Source organism: Halobacillus sp. BAB-2008 (assembly GCF_000328325.1).
In the GTDB taxonomy this organism is placed as follows: Bacteria; Bacillota; Bacilli; order Bacillales; family Halobacillaceae; genus Halobacillus.
In genome coordinates, this window is record NZ_ANPF01000069.1 from 26,083 (window position 1) to 47,549 (window position 21,467).

A 21,467-nucleotide genomic window follows, 5' to 3' on the forward strand; every position below is an offset into this window, starting at 1 on the left:
CTCACTCCTGTTTTCTGTTGTGTTCTATGATGCTTTTCCACTCAAAGTCTTCATGGTCGAGCGCACGGATCATAATGTCTGCCCCTGCCCGGTTCGTTGCTACGGGAATTTGGTGAACATCACAAAGACGTAGAAGAGCGCTTATATCCGGTTCATGCGGCTGAGCTGTCAAAGGGTCGCGGAAAAACAAAACCATATGCATGTCTTCATCCGCAATTTTCGCACCGATCTGCTGGTCGCCACCAAGGGGTCCGGACTGGAAACGTGTAATTTCAAGTCCTGTTTCACTATGGATCTGCATCCCGGTCGTCCCTGTCGCATAAAGATCATGTTTCTTTAAAACCTCTTTGTATCGGTCCGCAAACTCTATAATATCTTTCTTTTTCTTGTCGTGAGCGATCAACGCGATTTTCATCTGTCCTTCTCCCTCTCTTCAGTCAAGTAAATGCTCTAAACCGTACACAAGCATATCCAGGTCCATTACCTTTTCGGAGGCAAGTTTAACACCACTCATGAAAGATTCCCGATGTATGGAATCATGCTTGACGGTAAGCGTCTCTCCAAGCCCTCCAAAAGTCACCTCCTGATGCGCCACAAGGCCCGGCAGGCGCATACTATGTATCCTCATACCTTCAACATCTGCTCCTCTGGCACCAGGCAGCGTTTCCTTTTCTTCCGGATGTCCCTGTTTGTGAGCCTCTCTCACTTCTTTAATGAGCTCCGCCGTTTTCAATGCCGTCCCTGAAGGTGCATCAAGTTTTTGATCATGGTGCTTTTCGATAATTTCCACATCAGGGAAATATTTGGCCGCCCATTTAGAGAACTGCATCATCAAAACTGCTCCAATGGCAAAGTTTGGAGCGATGACCGCACCAATTTTATTCTTTTCTGCAAGCGCCGTAAGTTCGCGGAGCTCCTCTTCCGTGAAGCCTGTTGTTCCTACAACCGGACGTACACCGTTCTCCAGCGCCAGCTTCGTGTGCTTATACCCGTTTTCAGGCGTTGTCAGATCCACAAGTACGTCCGCATCTGTTTCTGCGAGGCAGACGGCCGCATCGGTGTAAATAAGCGCTTCCGATTCAGTCAGTCCTTTAATCTCTTTTACCCGCATGCCGTCATTCTTACGATCGATACAGGCAGCAAGGATGAGCGATTCCTCTTTTTCAATCATTTGCAAAGCTTCTTTCCCCATCTTGCCACGCGGTCCTGCAACGATTACTTTGATTTCATTCATGTCCAGAACTCCCTTCTTTTCTTGTCCATCTATCTTTGTCTCTCGTCTCGATTTTACTCATGGATCGTTCAAACGCTTCTGACAAATCCATATCTAGAGAGTTGGCGAAGCAAGTCAATACGAAAAGTACATCTCCAAGCTCTTCTTCCAGTGCTTTATCCGCTTCCGTCTCTTTTTTCGGCTTTTCTCCGTACCTGTGGTTAATCTCCCTCGCCATCTCTCCGACCTCTTCCGTTAATCGTGCCTGAAGAGCAAGCGGCGAAAAATAGCCCTCTTTGAATTGCGATATGTAACGGTCCACACGTTCCTGAATATCATTCGTCGTGTAATTGCCCATGAAACCCCTCTTTTCTAGTATAAACCCTCTCTAAATGTTAGCCAATAGGACGGCTTTTGACAAATCATATAGCTTTTCTACAAGACCATACACTATTGCCGGCTGTCGACACTATAACTATAATGGAAAATGGACAGATTTTATGGAGGTGGTCGTTTGAAAGTTTTCGGTTTGCGCTTGAAGAACATCCTGTTTATTTTGATCGGTTCCGCTGTTTTCTCATTTGGGCTGGTCCACTTTAATATTCAGAATCAGCTTGGAGAAGGTGGTTTCACAGGTATTACTCTGCTCCTTCTTTATCTGTTTAATTGGGACCCGGCCGTCATGAATATTGTGCTCAACATTCCAGTCCTTATCATTGGTTGGAAGAGCTTGGGGAGAGTCACGTTTTACTACTCTTTAATCGGTATCGTCGCTGTATCCGTCTTCATTAAAATTTCCCAATTGTATATGATCGATATCCCTTTATCGTCTGATATGACACTTGCGGCTTTATTTGCAGGGGTTTTCATAGGAATCGGGCTCGGAATCATCTTTCGATACGGGGGAACGACCGGAGGGGTGGATATCATTGCCCGCCTGATTAATAAATATTTCGGCTGGAGTATGGGACGGGCAATGTTCGCCTTCGACGCGGTCGTCATCCTTGTCTCGATCCTTACTTACCTGGACCATATCCGCGGCATGTACACTCTACTGGCCGTGTTCATAGGTGCCAGGGTCATTGATTTCATCCAGGAAGGTGCCTATGCTGCAAGAGGGACGACCATTATTTCCGAGAAAAGCGAGGAAATATCGAAACGTGTCATGGAAGAAATGGACAGAGGTGTAACGGTACTGGAAGGCCGGGGTTCATTCTCGGGCGCCAAGCGCGATGTCCTGTACTGCGTCATTGCCAAAAACGAAATCGTACGGTTGAAATCGATCATAGACCACATTGATCCGCACGCCTTCGTCGCAGTCAATCATGTACATGATGTCATGGGAGAAGGATTCACCTTGGATGAGAATAAAAATCCTATTGAATAAAAACACAAAAAACCCCCTCGGGATCCGAGGGGATTCGTTTTATTCTTCGTTCATACCTACGAACATGAAGACGAATCGCAGCAATTCAGCGAGTGCGACCAGTGCAGCAGCGACGTAAGTCATCGCAGCAGCATTCAATACTTTCTTCGTCTTCCGTTCTTCATCATTACGGATAATGCCGGTGGAAACGAGTTGACTCATCGCTCTATTTGATGCGTCAAATTCGACCGGCAGCGTGACCAATTGGAACAACACGGCAGCTGCGAAGAAGATGATCCCCACAACAGCAAGCTGCATCATACCAAGAAGAAAACCACCGATAATTAAGAAGATGGAGATGTTGGAACCGAAACTCGCCACAGGTACAAGCGCGCTTCTGAAACGCAGGAACGCGTAATCCTGAGCGTCCTGGATGGCATGCCCTACTTCGTGAGCGGCAACAGCAGCGCCTGCAGCGGAACGTCCATGAAAATTATCTGTGGACAGACGGATAACTTTCGAACGTGGATCATAATGGTCTGTCAGCTGGCCACGTACTTCTTCGACAGCGACATTATACAAACCGTTATCATCTAATATCTTTCGTGCGACTTCTGCTCCGGACATAGCGGATGATGTCGGTACTTTTGAGTATTTTTTGTACGTACTTTTAACTTTAGACTGGGCCCAGATCGGAATGATCAGAATCAGGGCGAAATAAATGAGAAAACTCATGGTTCACTCCTCCATCTTGGATGTATTAGCTTAGGTCAATTTTAGTCAAAATGTCGGACAAAATCAACTGTTTTGCCTTCTAAGGTTGTGTCTATTTTTTGAACGTGAGGGGTGTTTCCGAATGGCGACATAGGTTAAGGTGACAAGGATCGATCCGCCGACAACGCCAATCGCAAGCATGAACCCGTCTTCTTTGGGAGACTCTGCTTTTATATAGTTAAGCTCAGCCAACAGCTTCTCCCTTGCCGACATACTCCCACCTGTCATACTGCTCAAGCTGTTGGTAATGATGGAGACGGACTCCTGCCCCAGGATCTCTTCGTAATAAGGACGGTGCATTTCCCATTCATACGTAAGGACGGCTGCCGGAATATTCAGGTCTGAAGCACGATCTGCAAACGAATGAAGTTCTTCCATCATATCCATATCAGATCCGGACTTTTGGGAAGAGAGGGTTTCAAAAGCTTTAACGATCGTTTTCAATTCCTCAGCGGACCACCTTTTGTTAACGCGATCCAGGACTGTGGACCAAACGAACTGTTCTTCCATAGATCTTGTCTCCATATAGTTTTCCATATCAGCGAAACGGTTATACAAGAGCTCTTCCGCAAGCTCCTCTTTCCCGTCGTAGACTAACCGTTCATACTGCTCCACAAAACCGTCTAAAGAAACAGTAAGATCCACCGTTTTCTCTCCATGAACAGCTACCGGAAATAAAAAGATAAGGGAAGCGATTAATATTATGCTCCATGCCCGTCCCATCCAGCTCTCCCCTCCCACTGAAGTCTTAATTAAAACGTATGTGAGAGAAGAGCTTTTTAGACCGTTGGTTTATGCCTTTGCGTCAGTATGTATGCGAGTGTTATGCACAAAATGCTCAGCCAAAACGTAAAATAGCCAATTTCATTCATATGTTCGACAATTGCCGGATAAATCGGCATTTGTTCAAAAACATAATCAATGACGTCATTATGGAGTGTCCACACAGCGGCGAAAGCCAGGTGTCTGAGCTGAATTGCGTAATACGGGGCATACAGAACTCCCTGAACAGCCATAGCGCTGTGAGAAATGATCAACATATATCCCGTCCACGGCAGGGAACCATATTCCATCATCGTCAGTATATTCATGATGACAGCCCAGACGCCGTACTTCATTAAGGTAATAAGCGCAAGGGCCTCTATATACGGGACGTTTCGCCCGAAAAGATAAAACCCAAGAAAAATGGTAAAGAACATACTTGCTGTAGGACTGTCAGGAACGAAAAGCAGGAACTTAGGTTCTGTGATGGACAACTGTGGTTCGTACCAAATAAATCCATAAATCGTTCCGAATAAATTAACTACAAATAAAAGGATAAGAAAAGAACGACTCGTTAATACATAGGAAATAAGACTTCTCATGTTCGTGGTGCCTCCTTACATAGATGAAGCCGCGCTTATATAAGCGCGGCGAAAAGATGGGTTCTTTAGTTATGATTCTTCCTCTGCAGCCTCTTCAGAATCAGCGGATCCTTCTTCTTCAGAAGCGTCATCCGCACCTTCCTCCGACTCCGCTGCATCTTCTTCAGCAGATCCTTCTTCCTCCGATCCGCCGCCTTCACCGGAACCGGCAGAAACGACAAACTCAGCGAGCTGCTGCAGTTCTTCATCCGTGCCGCCGAAAATACCAGCAGGCATTTCGCCTTTACCGTTAACGGCGATGTCTTTCACCTGATCCACCGTCAGCTCCGCATCAATGAGGGAAGGGTAGTTCCCCTGCCCTTGAAGCGCGTCTCCGTGACAGCTCAGGCAGTTCGCTTCGTACACGGCATAGCCCGGATCTGATTTGTCAATCGTTGACTCGACTGCTTCTATATTAACACCATATTTCTCCGCACGCATCTCGTAATCGGCATGCGTAACAGATTCATATGTCAGCCAGAACGTAGCAATGAATCCGATGAGCATCAGCCCGACAGCGATCGGGCGTTTATGTGGACGACGTTCAGGTCCGCGGTCAAGAAATGGCGCGAGGAGCAGTGCTCCGAAAGCAAGACCGGGTATGACGATTGCTCCGATCACAATATAATCTCCGCCTGCGTACTGATACTTCAAGAATTGGTATAAAAACAGGAAATACCAGTCAGGCAGAGGAATATAACCAGCGTTGTTCGGGTCTGCCTGCTGCTCGAGCGGTGACGGGTGAGCAGCCGTCAATATCAAAAAGCCGATAAGGAAGACGGATCCGACGAGCCATTCCTTTAAAAGGAAGTTCGGCCAGAAAGCTTCCGTACGACCGGGATACTCGGAATAATCTTTAGGCAGGTTGGCTTTCTTCTCGGCAGTGACACGTGAATCACCGACAAACTTCATCCCTTTTCCCCTATGCACAGCTATCCCTCCTTTTTAATAAAAAACGTTTATAGTGGCCCTGAAATACCTTGTTTCCGGATTAAAATGAAGTGGAAGGCCATTAATCCGAATAAAGCTGCAGGAAGGAAGAATACGTGAATCGCGAAGAATCGTGTAAGCGTTTGGGCACCGACGATGTCCGGATCTCCCGCTAGCAGTGTGCGGATTTGATCTCCGATGAATGGTGTTGCTGCAGCGATTTCCAATCCAACCTGTGTTGCGAAGTACGCTTTGTTATCCCATGGAAGCAGATATCCGGTAAAGCCGAGGCCAAGCATGACGAAGAACAAGAGTACACCAATTACCCAGTTCAACTCACGCGGTTTTTTGTATGCTCCTTGGAAGAAAACCCGCAGCGTATGTAAAAACAGCATGACGATGACAAGGCTCGCACCCCAGTGGTGCATACCGCGGACAATCTGCCCGTATGCGACTTCACGCTGAAGATAGTATACGGATTTCCAGGCATTCTCGATATCGGGAACATAATACATCGTCAGGAACATTCCAGATAAAATTTGAATGACGGTAATGAAGAATGTCAGACCGCCGAAACAATAAACAAAAGCTGAAAAGTGATGGGCCGGGTTAACGTGTTCGGGTACTTCATGGTCGGCAATGTCTCTCCACAACGGGGTTACATCAACACGCTCGTCCACCCAATCATAAATTTTCTGCAGCATGATTATGAACCCCCTCTGTCTTTTGCTTCGCCCAAGTAGAGCATGCCCTCTTCCACTTTGTGTTCAAACATTGGGAGTGGAGCAGTTGGTGGTGTGCCGGGCACATTGACGCCATCCTTTGTATATCGTCCACCGTGGCACGGACAATAAAATTCTTTCGGATATTGTTCGTTGGAAGCCCAATCCACCGTACAGCCAAGGTGCGTACAAATTGGAGAAAGCGCTATTATTTCATCGTTTCCGTCTCTGTACACCCATGCGGTTTTTTGTACTTCTGATTCATACCAGGCGTCCACTTGGTCAATAGACCATTCGAAACGCTGCGGTTCATTCGTGATATCATCGACGGAAGCAACGGAGATGAAGTCGCCGCTTTCTTTCGTCTTCAGCACAGGATCGATGGCGAACCGCACCATCGGTGCCAGCATTCCTGCCGCCATGAAACCGCCTACACCTGTCAATGTATAGTTGAGAAACTGACGACGGGATACCCGTTTCTTATCACTCATTCCTTTCCCCCCTCTTTTCATCCATGCAACATGGATTTTCCACACCGTTTTACTGACATTTCCAATGATAGCGCAATCTTATAGCCCGGTCAATAAAATATCCAGTCTAGTCAAACTTTTCATAATTGCCAGTCATATTGGATTAATTCATTGATCTGACGGGCTTGTTCCTTAACAAAGGACTGCGTTTCTTTCGATTGGATGTCGCCCTCTTTCATTCCAGGAATCCAGAGCAGCTTTCCATTAAGCTTCGCCTCATATTTTCTCCATTTACTATCAAATGTAAACAGGAAAACATGTTGGAATGGCTGTGTATTAAAATGACTTATCCATTGATTCAGGCGCTCCCACTCGGTTTCATGGGTATTGCTTAAGTAATGATAGTCGGGAGCAAGAAAGATCCGCCCGTGGTATTCTTTCTCTATGAAGTTTGTAAACAGTTGGGTAAGCTCCCTGCGAAAAGCCTGCTCCGTCATCGATCCGTCCGAAGACGGGTCAAATGGAATCAATGGAATAAGGACGGTGTCGATGTACTGCTTTTCCGGTAAGTACTGTGTAGTATCTGCTTTTGTCCAGCGCATCATTCATTCCCTTTCCTAATACTATGTATCTTTTCCTCTATTTTACTATACATCCTGGAAAGCGCAAGCGCATTCATTTTTCAGAATCATATGGAAGTTCCGATCCAAGCAAAAAAGAGGGGCAGCCGGTGCAGCTCCCCCTCTTTCCTTCATATAAATGTATTTAAATCCTGCTTCACCTGTTCCAGTTTTACACACAATTCCTGAAAGGTTTCTCTCTCCCCTGCGATCAACGCCTGGTCAATGCGATGCTCAATACTTTTTCTGCGGTAGTTGAGCAGGCTCAAGGACAGCAGCTGTTCCGCTTCGTTCTTATCACGGTCGTTTAAATAGTAATCTTTCGGAAGGTACGGATTCTCTTCTAGAACCAGCGCATACTTAGAGCATTGCTGAGCATTCTCGAAATTCATTTGAATGTAGACAGGCTCTCCCTGATTCATCCTGAGGTCATGAAAAGATTTCTCGGCATCGTTCGTCATCACCTGACCTTTATAAAAACGGAAAGGCGGGTCCGACACACCTTGAGCACTGATCTCCATCCCACGGGGGCAAAACTTCACTTCCTGGACGAAATGGACACTGGATAAAAGAGACTCATGGTTCATCAAATAATTCAGAATCCAGACGCTTTCTCTCTTTTTCAATTGAAAGTGGTTCAAAAACCAGCGGACAAAATCTTTTTTCTCATCCACAGAAATCGGTGTTTGCATAGGCGCCCCTCCTGCGCTTTATTAATCCATCTTGTTATCGTTCCTTTAACCGCTCCACGAAATCTTCCATCTCTGTATCAGCAGGATCGTGCTTGAGGTATTCTTCCAATACGTTCTTTCCTTCTTCCATTTTCCCGTCTTCCACAAGAAAGTATCCATAAGCCTTCAAAAAGTCCGTGTCTTCTTTAAGGGAAGGATAGGCTTGGTTGTATTGTTCATAGGCATCTTCAAACCGTTCTTCCTCTTCATATGCTTGTGCCAATTCCCATAGATAGTTCGGGTCTTCTTCTCCGAGCGCAATCAATTCATTGATTAAATCAATAATATTTTCATAATCACCGTCGGCTTTATAGTTCTCGATTAAGAATAAAACCGCTTCTTTATATCCTGGGTCGAGAGCGACGGCCTCTCTCATCCATTTATAGCCCTCTTCCTTATTTCCCTGACGATGGGACAATGTGCCTGCCAAGTGGTAGAGTTCCTTGTTGAATTCATCCTTAGCCAGACCTTTTTTAGCCATTTCCAGTGCCTCAGCAGGCATTCCTTCTGCTTCGTAGGCTTGGGCGAGCAGCGGATAGACCGACTGGAAATAAGCGTCTTTTTCAATCAATTCTTCCCAGACGTGGATCGCAATGTCGTTTCGGTTCGCCTGAAAGGCTACAAACCCGTAGCGGAACATTACATCAGGGTTGTCTTCTTCCACCTGTTGGAAAAATTCCAGAGACTGTTCAAATTCACCGTTCGCTGCATAGGCTTCTGCCAATCTTGTGGCGACTTCAATGTCCCCTATGACAGGCTGATGATGCATGGCATTTTCGTAATAGGGGATACACTTGGAGTATTCACCGTTTGAAAAGGCCAATTCACCAAGAGCAAAATCAATGATTGCCGAGTTGGGTTCCACTTGTTTGGCAGCCAGAAGCTTCTGCTCGGCTACTTCAAATAGTCCCTGCGCCTGATAAAGATCCGCCAGCTGTACTAACGCTTGTAAATAGTCTTCATCCTCCGGGCCGAATTGATTCAGAATTTCTATTGCCTCATCGTCTTCCTCGAGGTCGATATGGATCTCCGCCATCATCACTTTCAGTTCTAGTTCTTTCGGATAGCGCTGAATGAGTTCATGAAGGACCAGTTTGGCCTCTTCAAGCATTCCCCACTGCATGTAAAGCTCTGCAATGGTGAAGCGTTCCTCCTCATCCGCTTCCGGCAGGTAGTTGGTCAGTGTCTTTATCGCGTCTTCCGTCTTATGCGCTTCCATTTGACGGATTGCTTTTTGTATTTCCTCCATGATGACATCCTTTCCATCTCAAAAAAAATGCTTGTGAATCTTCACTTTTATATGGGTACCGGGCGTGTGGGGTACAATGTTCTGCTGCACCTGCACCACACTTCCGTTCATAACTGTAACATCCGGAACAGAATCATGATATCGGAAATCATCGTCATCATCAAACGTTTGGACTGATTTCCTATAATAAAGATTGTAATCTGCGCTTGCTCCGGACAATAGATCCCCCCTGAGCGGGTAAATACCGCTGTCTCTAAGGTTTTGTACGGAAACTGCTTCTCCATCCGGGATATCTGTTAATTTAATCATACCATATTGTCTTGTAAGTGAAGACCACAATTCCTCATAGAAATTCGACGCATCTCGGCCTTCTTCGACCATTAATGATAGCGGCATCCGTCTGTAACTCTGCGCTTGCACAATCCATTCCCAACACACGTCAAGCAACTCTTCTCTCGACTTGATTCTGATACATAAAAAGGGGCTGCCTTTTCTTGAGAAAAAGCGGATGACCTCTGGACGCAAAAGCTTTACCGGAACGACCGGGAGCACCATGAAATTTACAGGAAGCTTCCTTAGTTTCTTTAAAAACTGTTCATATTGTACTTTGTAGTGACGTAAGCTAGTCACTAGGTGCTGTGTGAGTAAAAGCGTGCAGCCTCTTTTTATGTAAGATTCTGCGGTGGCATAAGGACTGCTGGACGTCTCGATTCGTTCTTCCCTGTCGATCTGTACACGGCCGGGGGTGATAAGAAAGTCCTTTACATCCAATTGTCGATAAGATAGGGGACCTGTACGGTTCTTTGTGAACTTCGCTTGATTCACTGACCACTCCTCTTGTTCAGGCGGACCTTTCGCCCTTTTTACGTATCCGCTAAACCAATAAGCTCCCATACGATTCAAACCTCCAACTAGGCTTTTTATATCGTATGAGAGCTATATCAAAACTATGAAGTTAATTTACTTAAGCGACTGATTTAAATGCTCAAAGAAATTCGGGTACGAAATATTGATGCAGTCTTTATCCTGAATAGTGACCGCCTGTTCACTTACAAGAGATGCGACAGCCCCCATCATTCCAATTCTGTGGTCCCCGTAAGAATGAATCACTCCCCCGGATAATTTCCCTTTTCCATGGATGATCAATCCGTCTTCCGTCGTCTCAACATCAGCCCCCAGAGTATTCAACGTATCAGCAACGGCTGATATTCTGTCCGTCTCCTTAAAGCGAAGCTCTTCTGCATCCTTAATGATGGTTGTACCCTCCGCCTGTGTAGCCGCGAGTGCAATAATCGGAATCTCGTCAATAACATTAGGGATAAGCTGTCCACCGAGTTCTATACCCTTCAGCGAACCTCCTTTGATGTAGACATCACCAACAGGCTCTTTACCGATATGCGTGTGGACATCCGCCCGAATGTCCGCCCCCATTTGCTGCATGGTTTGAACAATGCCGTTTCTAGTATTGTTTAAGCCTACATTCTTTATGACAAGATCACTGCCGGGCAGAAGGGCAGCTGCTACAATGAAGAATGCAGCAGAAGAGATGTCCCCGGGCACCTTAACATCAGCAGCTGTTGGCTGCTGGTTTCCAGTAATGCTGATTGTACGGCCATCCACCTCTACATCGACACCAAACTCCGGAAGCAGCATTTCCGTATGATTCCTTGTTTCGCCAATTTCCGTCACCGTAGTCTTCCCATCTGCAAGCATGCCGGCAAGCAGGAGGGCGGATTTAACCTGTGCACTCTTAACGGTGAGCTTATGATCATATCCTTGCAGGGACGTTCCATCAAAAGCAAGTGGGAGAAGGCCTCCCTTATTTCTTCCGCTGATCCTGGCTCCCATTTTGCGCAGAGGAACAGCGACACGATCCATCGGACGTTTGGAAAGAGACTCATCTCCAAACGCCGTCGTGAAGAACGAAAGTCCTGCAAGAACGCCGCTCATCAATCTTGCAGTTGTGCCGGAATTGCCAAAGTTGATCGGAACGACCGGCTCCTGCAACGCTGCGATTCCTTTTCCATGGATCGTCAAAGAATCATCGTCCTGCTCAATCTCTACTCCCATATCACGAAATGCCTGCACCGTGCGCAGACAGTCCTCCCCTGTCAGGAAATTAGTGATTTTCGATGTGCCCTCGGCGAGCGAAGCAAATATAACAGAACGGTGGGAAATGGACTTATCGCCGGGGACATTTAATTCTCCGATAATTTTCTTATCCGTCGGTTGTAATTGGATGTCAGACATTGATTTCCTCCTTCACTGCTGAATCATGACTTCATACTGCTTATCTAATATTTCTTTACTTTCAAGCTGCTCCCGGCTTGTAGCGAAACTTATCCGCAAAACACCGGTGATACCTTCTCTAATTTCAAGAATTTGAATGTTCTTGATGCTGATCGCATGCTGGGCAAGCAGACCGATCACATGATAGATAGCTCCAGGACGGTCATGGATATCGACATAGATATCGTAAAAGGACGGAATTGCTCCTTTTTCACGCACAGGCAGACCATCCCGAAACTGCTTAGCATCAAATAGATAGCGGTATGTTTCTTCTTTCTCTTCGTCTGCTAAGTAGTTCCGAACCTTTTTCATCTCCTGAATCCAATCGTCAAGCATCGCGAGCAGCAGGGTTCGGTTTTGAAAGAAAATATCCTGCCAAAGCTTCGGGTTGCTGGAAGCGATCCGCGTAATGTCTTTGAAGCCCCCAGCAGCCAGCTGCTCAAGAAATGGGTGTTTCTCCTGCCAATTTCTCGCCTGATGTACGAGCGAAGAAGCGATCAGGTGGGGGAAATGAGAAATGACTGCGGTCATTTCATCATGTTCCTCTGTTGAAAATGTTAAAAAGCGCGCCTGCTGTCTCAGAGAATAAATCGATTAAACGCTCCGCTTCTTCCTCCGTAGCGTGAACGGAAGGCGTAAGGACGTATATCGCATTTTCAAATAAGTGCGGTTTAGCGGCTGTGTACCCCTGCTTGTGGGAGCCCGCCATCGGATGCCCTCCAACAAAAGAGAGGAGCGGATGGTTCAGCTCATTTGCCGCTGCCAGCACTTGATTCTTTACGGAAGAGACGTCTGTCACTAACAGCCTTTTTTTCAGTTGTATATCATTCAATTGTTGAAGGTAATTTATTGTCACGGAAATAGGGGTCGCGAGCACACATACATCCGCCTCTATGGCTGCTTTCTTAAAATCGGAAGAAGCTTGATGGATGACCCCTTGTTTCAGAGCCATATTTAAGGTGGCTTCATCCCCGTCCACTCCTATTAAGAAGACATCGTCTTTCTTCGAAATATTCATGGCGAGGGATCCACCGATCAGGCCCAGGCCGACAATCAGTACTTTCTGTTTCATATCAAACTTCCCCGGCGGTCAGTTTCTCTTTGATCGCTTTCTGAACTTCTTCCATATCTTCTTCTTTACCAATGGTCAGACGGATGGTATTAGGAAGACCAAGCGCTTCTCCGGACCGGACTATGAACCCTTTCGTCAGCAGATGTTCGAACATTTCATCACCACTGCAAGGAAGGTGGATCAACAGGAAGTTTGCCTGAGTATCATAATAGGACAGCCCGACTTCCTCACAGAATTCTTTTAGAATTTGTTTGTTCTTCCTGTTCTCCTCAACCGTTTCCTGAATGAACTTCTGATCATCCAGAGCGATGATCGCAGCCGCCTGGGCCACGGTGGAGGTATTAAACGGTTCCCTTGCCGGTTCCAGACTGCGGATAATGTCCGGGTGTGCCACACCGTACCCGATCCTTAAGCCGGCCAGGCCGTATGCTTTAGAGAAAGTACGTAATATTATAGTGTTGGGGAAACGATCGAGCGCGCTAATAGAGTCGAACGCATCTGCAGCATCCATATATTCAAAGTAGGCTTCATCAATGACGACCAAAACATGATCCGGACATTTTTCAAGAAGGGCTTCCATCTGATCTTTTACAATATGTACACCTGTAGGATTGTTCGGAGTACAGATCCATAATACTCTCGTTTGTTCATCCACCTCTTCAAGCATGCGATCCAGGTCATGATGACCGTCTACAAGAGGAACTTCTCTTACTTCGGCTCCTTCTATTAAAGCATTATGACGGTACTGAGGGAACGTAGGAGCCGCCATGACCGTATTCGCTCCGGATTCAAGGAATGTACGGCAGATGATTTGGACAATCTCATCCGAACCATTCCCGAAAATCAGTTGTTTCTCATTGACCGCGAGAAACGAAGCAAGTTTTCGACGGATTTCCGCCCCGTAACCATCCGGATAAATCTCCAAACCGGAGATAAGCTTCGGGAGCTCTTTTTCCACTTTTGGAGAAAATCCAAATGGATTCTCATTGGAAGCGAGCTTTACGATTCGTTCGAGTCCGTACTCTTTCTTTACTTCTTCAATCCCTTTTCCCGGTGTATATGGTTTCATGGTTTTCAATATTTCTTTTGCCTTCATACAATCACTCCTCCGTACTCTTCAAATCAGGTCTCAGCTGCTTTGCTTCATAGTGGTAGATATGCCGGATCTCCTGCTGGGTCCGCTCCGTCTCCACCGTCACCATCACACGAATGCACTTCTCAAGACTTCCCGGCACGGGAATCTCTCTCATGCACATGACAGGAACGTACGTCCATCCCTCCAAACGTCGAAGAGCCTTTGCCGGAAATACGGCGTCAATATCATCTGTTACGGTGAAATAGACGGAAGTGACATCCTCTGGTGCTATATCGTTTGAAGATACGATGTCTATCATTAATTCCGCTGCTCGCTCAATAATTTCTCCCGATTCGTTTTTCAACACGGTCGTCGCGCCGCGAACTCCTCTATTCATTTCCAATCACCTCATTCATCCAACATCTCAAAGCATCCATGATTACCTCGTCATCCACTTGTTGGACTACCGGTTGACCGATGGAATCAAGAAGCACAAAATTAATGTGCTGGTGTACTGTCTTTTTATCCCATTTCATGCGATGGACAAGCCTGTCACTATTCAGCGTTTTCAGGATAGAAAGGGGGTAACCATTTGCGTTGAGCCAGTTTACATATTCTTTTTCCGGTAAATCAGAACCAAGTACCTTGCTGCTTAATCGAAAAGCGAAGGATAATCCTATCGCTACCGCCTCACCGTGTGTCACTTCTCCATAACCAAGTTCCGATTCCACTGCATGAGCCAAGGTGTGACCCAAGTTGAGATATTTCCGAACGCCGGCTTCTTTTTCATCCTGCTCAACGATGGACGCTTTGACGCGTATGCCTTTTTTTAAATCTGTTTGAAGCTGAGCTGAAGAGAGGCGGGACACATTTGTTTCAAGCACTTCCTCCACCCATGCTGCATCGCTGAGAAAAGCGTGTTTAATTACTTCTCCATACCCGGAGCGGATCTCTTTCTCCGGCAGTGTTGTAAGAGTTTCCAGATCATAAATGACGTGTACGGGGCTGTAAAAGCTGCCGATCAAATTCTTTCCCTGAGGGTGATTGATCGCGACTTTACCACCGACGCTGCTGTCATGGGCGAGAATGGTTGTCGGCATCTGTACATAAGGAACTCCCCTTAGGTAGGTAGAGGCAACAAAGCCCGCCAGATCACCAATCATCCCCCCGCCGAGAGCAATGATAAGAGCACGGCGGTCCAGTTTCGCTTCCACGCATCTATCAAGGAGATAGCTGTACTGATCCATGCTTTTCGAGCCCTCACCTGCGGGTACAACAGCAGTGTGTACGGATCCGATCGAACCCACAGCTCTTTTAACCTCCTCTAGATACCTCCCGGCGACGGTTTCATCCGTGATGATTAAAACTTGGGAATAATCACCCTCCAGGAGAGTCGTCATCCGATGTCGTATGCCTTCTTCTATCGTTACATCATAGACATGTGTACTGGAATGGATGCGTATGGTGGCCATATCAGAAACTCCTTACTTCTTTACGATAGTCATCGACTGCCCGCTTCAATCGTGGGAAATAGTCGGACGGGAATTCCTCCGTAATTGCTTTTGCCAGTTCGAATGCAACCACATGCTCCATGACCACGGACGCAGCCGGTACCGCACAGGAGTCCGATCGTTCAATGCTCGCGCTGAACGGTTCTTTTGTTTCAATGTCCACACTTTGAAGCGGTTTATATAAAGTAGGGATCGGCTTCATGACACCTTTTACTACAATCGGCATTCCGGTCGTCATGCCGCCTTCAAAGCCTCCGAGGCGGTTGGTTCTACGTGTGTACCCTTCTTCCTTACTCCAGAGTATTTCATCGTGGACCTGGCTTCCAGGACGGCGTGCAGCCTCGAAACCGATTCCGAATTCCACCCCTTTATAGGCATTGATACTCATGACGCTTCCAGCAATCTTCGCATCAAGTTTACGGTCATATTGAACGTAAGAGCCGATTCCAGCAGGCATCCCTTCTACATACACTTCCGTCACTCCGCCGATGGAGTCCCCTTCCTTCTTCGCTTCATCGATCGCCTGCATCATCTTTTCAGCCGCTTCTTTATCAAAAGTTCTGACAGGGGACGCTTCGGATATATCGCGACGCTCAGCAAGGGTCATCGTTTCATCCACTTCACTTACGATTCCAGCGATTTCACGGACATAACCCGTCACCTCAATACCAAGTTCTTTCAGCAGCACCTTAGCTACAGCACCTGCAGCAACGCGCGCTGCTGTTTCACGGGCTGAAGATCTCTCCAGGACGTTTCGCATATCCCTGTGTCCATATTTCATGCCTCCGTTCAAATCGGCATGACCCGGACGGGGTTTAGTAACGGTGCGGCGGATGTTACCCGTGTCTTCAGGAAGAGGGTCCTCGCCCATGATATCCGTCCAATGCTTGAAGTCATCATTATGTACGACGAGCGTGATTGGTGAACCGAGCGTGTATCCATGACGCACACCGCTTGTTACTTCTACCAGATCTTTCTCAATCTGCATTCGTTTTCCGCGGCCGTACCCGCCCTGCCTGCGAATCAAGGATTCGTCTATTTGTTCTCTTAATAATGGTAAGTGGGATGGAACTCCTTCTATGATTGTCGTCAACTGTTTTCCGTGTGATTCACCTGCTGTTAAGTAGCGCATATATTTATGAACCTCCTGTTATTCACTTTCGCACGTTAAACCGTGTAAGTGTTATGAATTTTAGATACTACTATATCATATGGTCCTGCGTTTGTGGCGAATAAAATGCTTATTTTTTGAAAAAATTCGTAAAACAAGGAGGGAGAACGGTTATTCTGTCGGGATCACTGCTGTTTCTGATAGAAAAACGTATCGTACACCTGGAATCCGTACGATTGTGGAGAGAAGATCTGTTCTGTGCTGCCCACAAAAAAGATTCCATCTGAGTTTAGTGATCTGCTGAAACGATGATATACCTTTTCCTTCGCTTCCTCGGTAAAATATATAAGGACATTCCGGCACACAATCAAGTCAAACCCTTCCTCATACGAATCCGACAGCAAATTATGACTACGAAAAGTCACACATTTTTTTATCGCCTGATCAACAAGGTACTCCGAACCTACCTTCGTAAAGTACTTTTCTTTTATATCCGGCTCTACTTCTTTGAGGGATCGTTCATGATACTTTCCATCCCTCGCCTTAGCAAGAGCGTTGCGGTCCAGATCTGTCGCCAGAATCGAAACATTAGAAAGCGATGTATGCCTGTCTAAAATCATAGCAAGTGTGTAAGGTTCTTCCCCCGTGGAGCAGGCCGCACTCCATATTTTAAGCTTTTTTTTCTTTTTCAACAAAAACGGAATAACTTTTCTCTCCAATACTTCAAACCGTGTCCGGTTACGATAAAATTCAGACACGTTAATGGTCATTCGATCCAGGAATTCATCAAGGAGAGCCGCGTCCTTCTCGAGACTGGAAAAATACGCACGAAACGATGAATGGCCCCGTTTGTCCCTTAGTGAAGTAAGGCGCCTTTTCATCTGCGCTTCCTTATATAATGATAAATCAATGCCGGTCTTGTGATTGATCTGTTGAATAAACTGTTCGTAATCGGTCATTCTTCCAATCTCCTCGCCAATAGGTTCTTCCTAAGGGTACTCTACATAAAAGGGATTGTAAATGTTCAAGAATTCAGAACTTTCCACTTGTTTAATAACACTGGTATCGTTCTCAGATTAAATATAAAAAAGCCGACCTCTGTATAGGACGGCTTCTTTGTATTCATTCATATACCCAATTTGAGATGTCTTTGTCATAGGAGAGGATTTCCTCTTCCTTGAAGAACAAGCCGATTTCCCGCTGTGCGCTTTCCGGTGAATCAGAACCGTGGATAATATTTTTCCCTACTATCACACCGTAATCTCCTCTTATCGTTCCAGGAGCTGCTTCTGAAGGCTTCGTCGAACCCATCATCTGACGTGCCGTCAAGATAATGTCCTCCCCTTCCCATACCATTGCAAATACAGGACCTGAGGTGATGAAATCAACCAATTCGCCGAAGAATGGTTTTTCCTTATGTTCTCCGTAATGTTCTTCTGCCAATTCAGCGGGGATCTTCATCAGCTTTGCCCTGCCAATTTAAAGCCTTTTCTTTCGAACCTTGCCGTAATGTCACCGATCAAATTTCGTTGTACACCGTCTGGTTTTACCATCAAAAAAGTCTTCTGCATGACATACACCTCTTTATGTATTATGTGAAAGCGCTTTTAATAAGTGCCATAAAAAAGTCTAACAAACAATGAAGGGAAAGGCAATAGATCATGCCCTTCTTTTTCCAATATACTTGGCGATCCCCTTCAATGTTTGTTTCGCTCTTCCTGCAGGCAGTTTTGCCAAGGATTCATAGGCTTTCTTTAAATAGCGATCACTTATTTCCAATGACTGCTCAATGGAACCGTTTGTCTGGACTGTTTGAATGATTGGACGAAGTTCCTCTTCATTTACATCTTCTTTTTGAAGAAAGGCTTTAGTCAGCTGATCCTTGAAGGTTGGATCCTGCATGGAAAACAGTACGGGCAATGTGATATTTCCCTGAAGCAGATCACTGCCGGCAGGTTTTCCAAGTTCCTCTTCGGAAGCTGTAAAATCAAGAACATCATCTATAATCTGATAAGACATCCCAACATTATATCCATATTCATAAAGAGCTTTTTCCTGTTCGGGCTTTACATCCGAAGCAATGGCTCCAAGCCGACAGCTTGCTGCGATTAATAGGGCTGTCTTCCTTTTGATACGCCGCAGATAAACCCTTGTATTCTGCTCTACGTTATATTTATCCTTGATTTGTTCAATTTCACCAAGGCACAGCTCCACCATTGTCTTGGCGAGAATTTGATGTGCTCTAGGATTGTTCAATTTGGACAAATTCTCCAAAGACCGCGCAAAAATGTAATCACCGGTGTACATTGCGATGCGGTTATCCCATCGCGCTTTGATGGTTGGTTCCCCACGCCTCAACTCCGCTTCATCAATGACGTCATCATGGACGAGGGAGGCAGTATGTATGAGTTCCAAGGATACCGCAACTGCTTTCATCCGCTCGATATCATAGTGGCCGAACTTACCACCTAGAAGAACGAAAACAGGGCGGATCCTTTTGCCTCCCGCCTTCAGGAGTTGGCTTGAAGCCTGTCTTAACACGTCATTGTCTGACTGGATCGTATCATTGACGGCCTCTTCCATGATTGCTAGATCATTTTTTAGAAACGAGTAAATCATTGCTAGTTTCATTGCGCTTCATCCTTAAGTTTGCTTTTGACCCATATGCATGGCAGCGACGCCGCCGGTATAGGATTTTACGTTGACGTTATGAAATCCGACTTCTTTAAACATTGCCTTTAATTCTGCTTTACCAGGAAAATCTTTCGCCGATTCGTGAAGCCAGCTGTACTCCTGATAGCTTTTAGCAAACAGCTTACCGAAAATCGGCATGATGTTACCAAAGTAAAAATAATAAAGTCTTTTGAACACAGGATTGGTCGGCTGTGATGTCTCCAAGCAGACGACCTTTCCACCAGGCTTAACGACCCGGTACATTTCTTTTAACACCTGTCGGTAATCGGGAACGTTCCGAAGACCGAAGCCGATGGTCACGAAGTCAAAAGAATCGTTCTCATAAGGAAGTTCCATTGCATTACCATGCTGAAATTCCACCTGTTTGACCCGGCGCGCAAGCTTCTTCTTAATACCGACCGAAAGCATATTTTCGCTGAAGTCAAGACCGATCACTTTCCCGTCCTTACCAACCGCATCCGCGAGTGTCATTGTCCAATCGCCCGTGCCGCAGCACAGGTCCAACACACAGTCTCCCCGACGCACGTTCATTCTTCGCATGACATCTTTACGCCATAGCCGGTGCTGCTGGAAAGAAATGATGGAATTCATGCTGTCATATTGATTGTAAATTTTTTCAAAAACGTTGTGTACACGCTCTTCCTTCGTTTGTGGCTGCATGTTCTAACCCTCTTCCGCTGTCTTTCGATGATTAAATTGATGATGAATTGCTGTGTGTACATAATCCTTCAACCAGTTAAAATGAATCGGCAACTGGGAAACAGCCGATTCCAAGCGCAGGACATGACTTTGCAGCATTTGTTCTAAATTGAGGAGTACCTGGCTGTTGCTTCCGAACAACCCGGGCCGCTTCGTAAGTACGTCCATGAGCGGTGAAAAATTCCCTGCCTGGTAACTCCGCTTCTCTTCCATAAGCTTCTTGGCTAAGAGCCAGTCGCCGGCCATATCATTGATTGCCGTCTTCTGCACATACGAGGCAACCCTTTGAATAAGCAGGGACTCTATCTTCTTCACACTTTCAAGGAATTCTTGGAAAGAATCCACGTCCTTGTAATATAGCTCCATCTTCCACTCATTGATTTCCTTTATTGCTCCTGCAAGCGTGTGGATCATCGGGATATCATCGAGTTGGGACAACAAGTAGTAATACAGGCCGCTGTAATAATCTCCCGCAAGCACGGTGAGCTGCCTCGTCCTGACAGTTTCCCTGTCATCATCCTCTTCCGATAATGTGACGAGATCGTGCGTATCAAGGGCGATCTGCACGAGCATGGTCGTTATAATATACTGTTCTTTTTTTACTTCAGAAAGGTTTGTGTGATCCATGATGGACGAAAGAATGACAAGTTTGTCTTCATCGATGGTAGGTTCAGGTATAAAGCGGACCAAATAAGGATGCCGAACCTTTGATGCGATTTTCTGTTTGAGTTCCTTTATATTGTTATCTGCAGAATTCAACGTGATCACCTGATCCCTTCCTGAAACGATGTTGACCCGAATCTGATTATAGCACAAATTCGTCCGTCATCTGTATGTATAGTATGCCGCAAGTGGGTCAATCCGCTTCGTTTGTCATCTCTCCGTGACTTGTCTGAATGACAGCTTTCCCTCTCACTTTCACTGCTGATGTATGTTCTGTAAACTGGGCAATCATAACTTCGCCCTTATCCAGTTTTTCCGAGTGATGGAACCGTGTGTCCGTACCGCGTGTTAAACCGATGACGTTGACACCGTCCTCCAACGCTTTAATAACGAAAAAATCATTGTTTGGTGCTGACATGTTCACGCCTCCTTCTTTATCAATACTATCTCTTACAAGGGGGGCTTTGTCAAAACATCCACCTTGTGGGCGATGAGACCAGATGCCTTTCTTATCTCCATTATGGACAGCCTTTTCATTTTCTAACGGAATAAAAAGAAAAAAGGGTGCTTATGCACCCTTTCTTCAAGCCCTATGTAGCTGTTTATTTAACTGCATCTTTAAGGGCTTTACCAGGTTTGAAAGCTGGTACTTTGCTAGCAGAGATTTCGATCTCTTCTCCAGTTTGCGGGTTACGGCCTTTACGTGCCGCGCGCTCACGAACTTCAAAGTTACCAAATCCGATAAGCTGGACTTTGTCACCATCTTTAAGTGAATCCATGATAGATTCGAATACAGAATCTACAGCTTGTGTTGCGTCTTTCTTAGAAAGATCTGCTTTTTCAGATACTGCGTTGATAAGATCTGTTTTATTCAT

The 21,467-nt window shown here is 46.0% G+C and carries 27 protein-coding genes and 1 pseudogene; 1 reads left to right on the forward strand and 27 read right to left on the reverse strand.

Annotated elements, in window-relative coordinates; translation table 11 throughout:
* Position 1: 1 nt before the first annotated feature.
* Genes mgsA through D479_RS14860 form a run of 3 tightly spaced genes read right to left on the reverse strand, consistent with a single transcriptional unit; the run spans position 2 to position 1,571 of the window.
* Positions 2-415 carry a methylglyoxal synthase gene (mgsA, locus tag D479_RS14850; protein ID WP_008638525.1) on the reverse strand — a complete coding sequence of 138 codons (414 nt, stop codon included), beginning with the start codon at positions 413-415 and terminating at the stop codon, positions 2-4.
* An 18-nt stretch (positions 416-433) separates the two neighbouring features.
* Positions 434-1,234, reverse strand: coding sequence for a 4-hydroxy-tetrahydrodipicolinate reductase (gene dapB / locus D479_RS14855; protein WP_008638526.1), 801 nt, complete (start codon positions 1,232-1,234; stop codon positions 434-436).
* The gene (locus tag D479_RS14860; protein ID WP_008638527.1) at positions 1,227-1,571 is read right to left on the reverse strand and encodes a nucleotide pyrophosphohydrolase; all 345 of its coding nucleotides are present in this window, start codon (positions 1,569-1,571) and stop codon (positions 1,227-1,229) included. The genes dapB and D479_RS14860 overlap by 8 nt, the downstream gene beginning before the upstream one ends.
* Before the next feature lie 156 nt (positions 1,572-1,727).
* On the opposite strand from D479_RS14860, the gene D479_RS14865 reads away from it, so the two are divergent.
* Positions 1,728-2,600 (forward strand): YitT family protein, encoded by an 873-nt coding sequence (locus D479_RS14865; RefSeq protein ID WP_008638528.1) that lies wholly within the window; start codon positions 1,728-1,730, stop codon positions 2,598-2,600.
* Between the two features lie 39 nt (positions 2,601-2,639).
* Here D479_RS14865 and D479_RS14870 read toward each other — a convergent pair whose 3' ends face one another.
* The 24 genes and pseudogenes from D479_RS14870 to D479_RS14980 all read right to left on the reverse strand — a co-directional run bounded on the left by D479_RS14870 (position 2,640) and on the right by D479_RS14980 (position 21,467).
* Entirely contained in the window at positions 2,640-3,314 is a 675-nt protein-coding gene (locus D479_RS14870) for a zinc metallopeptidase (protein ID WP_008638529.1), read from the reverse strand.
* A 63-nt stretch (positions 3,315-3,377) separates the two neighbouring features.
* Positions 3,378-4,076 (reverse strand): hypothetical protein, encoded by a 699-nt coding sequence (locus D479_RS14875; RefSeq protein ID WP_008638530.1) that lies wholly within the window; start codon positions 4,074-4,076, stop codon positions 3,378-3,380.
* A 56-nt stretch (positions 4,077-4,132) separates the two neighbouring features.
* On the reverse strand, positions 4,133-4,717 hold the full coding sequence (locus D479_RS14880) for a DUF1405 domain-containing protein (protein WP_008638531.1): 585 nt from the start codon (positions 4,715-4,717) through the stop codon (positions 4,133-4,135).
* A 69-nt stretch (positions 4,718-4,786) separates the two neighbouring features.
* Positions 4,787-5,686, reverse strand: coding sequence for a menaquinol-cytochrome c reductase cytochrome b/c subunit (locus tag D479_RS14885; protein WP_008638533.1), 900 nt, complete (start codon positions 5,684-5,686; stop codon positions 4,787-4,789).
* Between the two features lie 29 nt (positions 5,687-5,715).
* A complete protein-coding gene (qcrB, locus tag D479_RS14890; protein WP_008638535.1) occupies positions 5,716-6,390 on the reverse strand; it encodes a menaquinol-cytochrome c reductase cytochrome b subunit in 675 nt (224 codons plus the stop codon).
* Positions 6,391-6,392: 2 nt separating this feature from the next.
* On the reverse strand, positions 6,393-6,899 hold the full coding sequence (locus D479_RS14895; RefSeq protein ID WP_008638537.1) for a ubiquinol-cytochrome c reductase iron-sulfur subunit: 507 nt from the start codon (positions 6,897-6,899) through the stop codon (positions 6,393-6,395).
* A 119-nt stretch (positions 6,900-7,018) separates the two neighbouring features.
* Positions 7,019-7,483: a DUF2487 family protein gene (locus D479_RS14900; protein ID WP_008638539.1), complete on the reverse strand. Its 465-nt coding sequence runs from the start codon at positions 7,481-7,483 to the stop codon at positions 7,019-7,021.
* A 146-nt stretch (positions 7,484-7,629) separates the two neighbouring features.
* Positions 7,630-8,190, reverse strand: coding sequence for a ReoY family proteolytic degradation factor (locus D479_RS14905; protein WP_008638541.1), 561 nt, complete (start codon positions 8,188-8,190; stop codon positions 7,630-7,632).
* A gap of 34 nt (positions 8,191-8,224) precedes the next feature.
* On the reverse strand, positions 8,225-9,478 hold the full coding sequence (locus D479_RS14910; RefSeq protein ID WP_008638543.1) for a tetratricopeptide repeat protein: 1,254 nt from the start codon (positions 9,476-9,478) through the stop codon (positions 8,225-8,227).
* An 18-nt stretch (positions 9,479-9,496) separates the two neighbouring features.
* Positions 9,497-10,303, reverse strand: a complete 807-nt coding sequence (locus tag D479_RS14915; RefSeq protein WP_241210938.1) for a hypothetical protein — start codon at positions 10,301-10,303, stop codon at positions 9,497-9,499.
* Between the two features lie 135 nt (positions 10,304-10,438).
* Positions 10,439-11,728, reverse strand: a complete 1,290-nt coding sequence (aroA, locus tag D479_RS14920; protein WP_008638549.1) for a 3-phosphoshikimate 1-carboxyvinyltransferase — start codon at positions 11,726-11,728, stop codon at positions 10,439-10,441.
* A gap of 12 nt (positions 11,729-11,740) precedes the next feature.
* The gene (locus D479_RS21325; RefSeq protein WP_346773260.1) at positions 11,741-12,298 is read right to left on the reverse strand and encodes a prephenate dehydrogenase dimerization domain-containing protein; all 558 of its coding nucleotides are present in this window, start codon (positions 12,296-12,298) and stop codon (positions 11,741-11,743) included.
* 4 nt (positions 12,299-12,302) lie between these two features.
* The gene (locus tag D479_RS21330) at positions 12,303-12,839 is read right to left on the reverse strand and encodes a prephenate dehydrogenase/arogenate dehydrogenase family protein (RefSeq protein ID WP_346773261.1); all 537 of its coding nucleotides are present in this window, start codon (positions 12,837-12,839) and stop codon (positions 12,303-12,305) included.
* Between the two features lies 1 nt (position 12,840).
* Positions 12,841-13,935, reverse strand: coding sequence for a histidinol-phosphate transaminase (gene hisC / locus D479_RS14930; protein WP_008638552.1), 1,095 nt, complete (start codon positions 13,933-13,935; stop codon positions 12,841-12,843).
* 4 nt (positions 13,936-13,939) lie between these two features.
* Positions 13,940-14,311: a chorismate mutase gene (aroH, locus tag D479_RS14935; RefSeq protein ID WP_008638553.1), complete on the reverse strand. Its 372-nt coding sequence runs from the start codon at positions 14,309-14,311 to the stop codon at positions 13,940-13,942.
* On the reverse strand, positions 14,304-15,386 hold the full coding sequence (aroB, locus tag D479_RS14940) for a 3-dehydroquinate synthase (RefSeq protein WP_008638554.1): 1,083 nt from the start codon (positions 15,384-15,386) through the stop codon (positions 14,304-14,306). Before aroB ends, aroH begins: the two co-directional genes overlap by 8 nt.
* Position 15,387: 1 nt before the next feature.
* Positions 15,388-16,557: a chorismate synthase gene (aroC, locus tag D479_RS14945; RefSeq protein WP_008638557.1), complete on the reverse strand. Its 1,170-nt coding sequence runs from the start codon at positions 16,555-16,557 to the stop codon at positions 15,388-15,390.
* 164 nt (positions 16,558-16,721) lie between these two features.
* Positions 16,722-17,495, reverse strand: coding sequence for a protein-glutamate O-methyltransferase CheR (locus D479_RS14950; RefSeq protein ID WP_008638559.1), 774 nt, complete (start codon positions 17,493-17,495; stop codon positions 16,722-16,724).
* 163 nt (positions 17,496-17,658) lie between these two features.
* Positions 17,659-18,107 (reverse strand): annotated as a pseudogene (gene ndk / locus D479_RS14955) (nucleoside-diphosphate kinase).
* A gap of 88 nt (positions 18,108-18,195) precedes the next feature.
* Positions 18,196-19,167 (reverse strand): heptaprenyl diphosphate synthase component II, encoded by a 972-nt coding sequence (gene hepT / locus D479_RS14960; RefSeq protein WP_008638565.1) that lies wholly within the window; start codon positions 19,165-19,167, stop codon positions 18,196-18,198.
* Between the two features lie 12 nt (positions 19,168-19,179).
* Complete coding sequence (gene menG, locus D479_RS14965) at positions 19,180-19,890, reverse strand: demethylmenaquinone methyltransferase (RefSeq protein ID WP_008638568.1); 711 nt, start codon at positions 19,888-19,890, stop codon at positions 19,180-19,182.
* Between the two features lie 3 nt (positions 19,891-19,893).
* A complete protein-coding gene (locus D479_RS14970) occupies positions 19,894-20,697 on the reverse strand; it encodes a heptaprenyl diphosphate synthase component 1 (RefSeq protein ID WP_008638570.1) in 804 nt (267 codons plus the stop codon).
* Between the two features lie 88 nt (positions 20,698-20,785).
* Positions 20,786-21,010: a trp RNA-binding attenuation protein MtrB gene (mtrB, locus tag D479_RS14975; protein ID WP_008638573.1), complete on the reverse strand. Its 225-nt coding sequence runs from the start codon at positions 21,008-21,010 to the stop codon at positions 20,786-20,788.
* A 184-nt stretch (positions 21,011-21,194) separates the two neighbouring features.
* The gene (locus tag D479_RS14980; RefSeq protein ID WP_008638574.1) at positions 21,195-21,467 is read right to left on the reverse strand and encodes an HU family DNA-binding protein; all 273 of its coding nucleotides are present in this window, start codon (positions 21,465-21,467) and stop codon (positions 21,195-21,197) included.

What these genes read in the sequence shown, in the direction of transcription:
- mgsA (WP_008638525.1), bottom strand. Translation starts at nt 415, where the DNA reads ATGAAAATCGCGTTGATCGCTCACGACAAGAAAAAGAAAGATATTATA.
- aroH (WP_008638553.1), bottom strand. Translation starts at nt 14,311, where the DNA reads ATGAATAGAGGAGTTCGCGGCGCGACGACCGTGTTGAAAAACGAATCG.
- D479_RS21330 (WP_346773261.1), bottom strand. Translation starts at nt 12,839, where the DNA reads ATGAAACAGAAAGTACTGATTGTCGGCCTGGGCCTGATCGGTGGATCC.
- mtrB (WP_008638573.1), bottom strand. Translation starts at nt 21,010, where the DNA reads ATGTCAGCACCAAACAATGATTTTTTCGTTATTAAAGCGTTGGAGGAC.
- aroC (WP_008638557.1), bottom strand. Translation starts at nt 16,557, where the DNA reads ATGCGCTACTTAACAGCAGGTGAATCACACGGAAAACAGTTGACGACA.
- D479_RS14910 (WP_008638543.1), bottom strand. Translation starts at nt 9,478, where the DNA reads ATGGAGGAAATACAAAAAGCAATCCGTCAAATGGAAGCGCATAAGACG.
- aroA (WP_008638549.1), bottom strand. Translation starts at nt 11,728, where the DNA reads ATGTCTGACATCCAATTACAACCGACGGATAAGAAAATTATCGGAGAA.
- aroB (WP_008638554.1), bottom strand. Translation starts at nt 15,386, where the DNA reads ATGGCCACCATACGCATCCATTCCAGTACACATGTCTATGATGTAACG.
- D479_RS14875 (WP_008638530.1), bottom strand. Translation starts at nt 4,076, where the DNA reads ATGGGACGGGCATGGAGCATAATATTAATCGCTTCCCTTATCTTTTTA.
- D479_RS14980 (WP_008638574.1), bottom strand. Translation starts at nt 21,467, where the DNA reads ATGAATAAAACAGATCTTATCAACGCAGTATCTGAAAAAGCAGATCTT.
- hisC (WP_008638552.1), bottom strand. Translation starts at nt 13,935, where the DNA reads ATGAAGGCAAAAGAAATATTGAAAACCATGAAACCATATACACCGGGA.
- D479_RS14860 (WP_008638527.1), bottom strand. Translation starts at nt 1,571, where the DNA reads ATGGGCAATTACACGACGAATGATATTCAGGAACGTGTGGACCGTTAC.
- D479_RS14880 (WP_008638531.1), bottom strand. Translation starts at nt 4,717, where the DNA reads ATGAGAAGTCTTATTTCCTATGTATTAACGAGTCGTTCTTTTCTTATC.
- dapB (WP_008638526.1), bottom strand. Translation starts at nt 1,234, where the DNA reads ATGAATGAAATCAAAGTAATCGTTGCAGGACCGCGTGGCAAGATGGGG.
- menG (WP_008638568.1), bottom strand. Translation starts at nt 19,890, where the DNA reads ATGCAGCCACAAACGAAGGAAGAGCGTGTACACAACGTTTTTGAAAAA.
- D479_RS14905 (WP_008638541.1), bottom strand. Translation starts at nt 8,190, where the DNA reads ATGCAAACACCGATTTCTGTGGATGAGAAAAAAGATTTTGTCCGCTGG.
- D479_RS14950 (WP_008638559.1), bottom strand. Translation starts at nt 17,495, where the DNA reads ATGACCGATTACGAACAGTTTATTCAACAGATCAATCACAAGACCGGC.
- D479_RS14895 (WP_008638537.1), bottom strand. Translation starts at nt 6,899, where the DNA reads ATGAGTGATAAGAAACGGGTATCCCGTCGTCAGTTTCTCAACTATACA.
- D479_RS14870 (WP_008638529.1), bottom strand. Translation starts at nt 3,314, where the DNA reads ATGAGTTTTCTCATTTATTTCGCCCTGATTCTGATCATTCCGATCTGG.
- D479_RS21325 (WP_346773260.1), bottom strand. Translation starts at nt 12,298, where the DNA reads ATGACCGCAGTCATTTCTCATTTCCCCCACCTGATCGCTTCTTCGCTC.
- hepT (WP_008638565.1), bottom strand. Translation starts at nt 19,167, where the DNA reads ATGAAACTAGCAATGATTTACTCGTTTCTAAAAAATGATCTAGCAATC.
- D479_RS14900 (WP_008638539.1), bottom strand. Translation starts at nt 7,483, where the DNA reads ATGATGCGCTGGACAAAAGCAGATACTACACAGTACTTACCGGAAAAG.
- qcrB (WP_008638535.1), bottom strand. Translation starts at nt 6,390, where the DNA reads ATGCTGCAGAAAATTTATGATTGGGTGGACGAGCGTGTTGATGTAACC.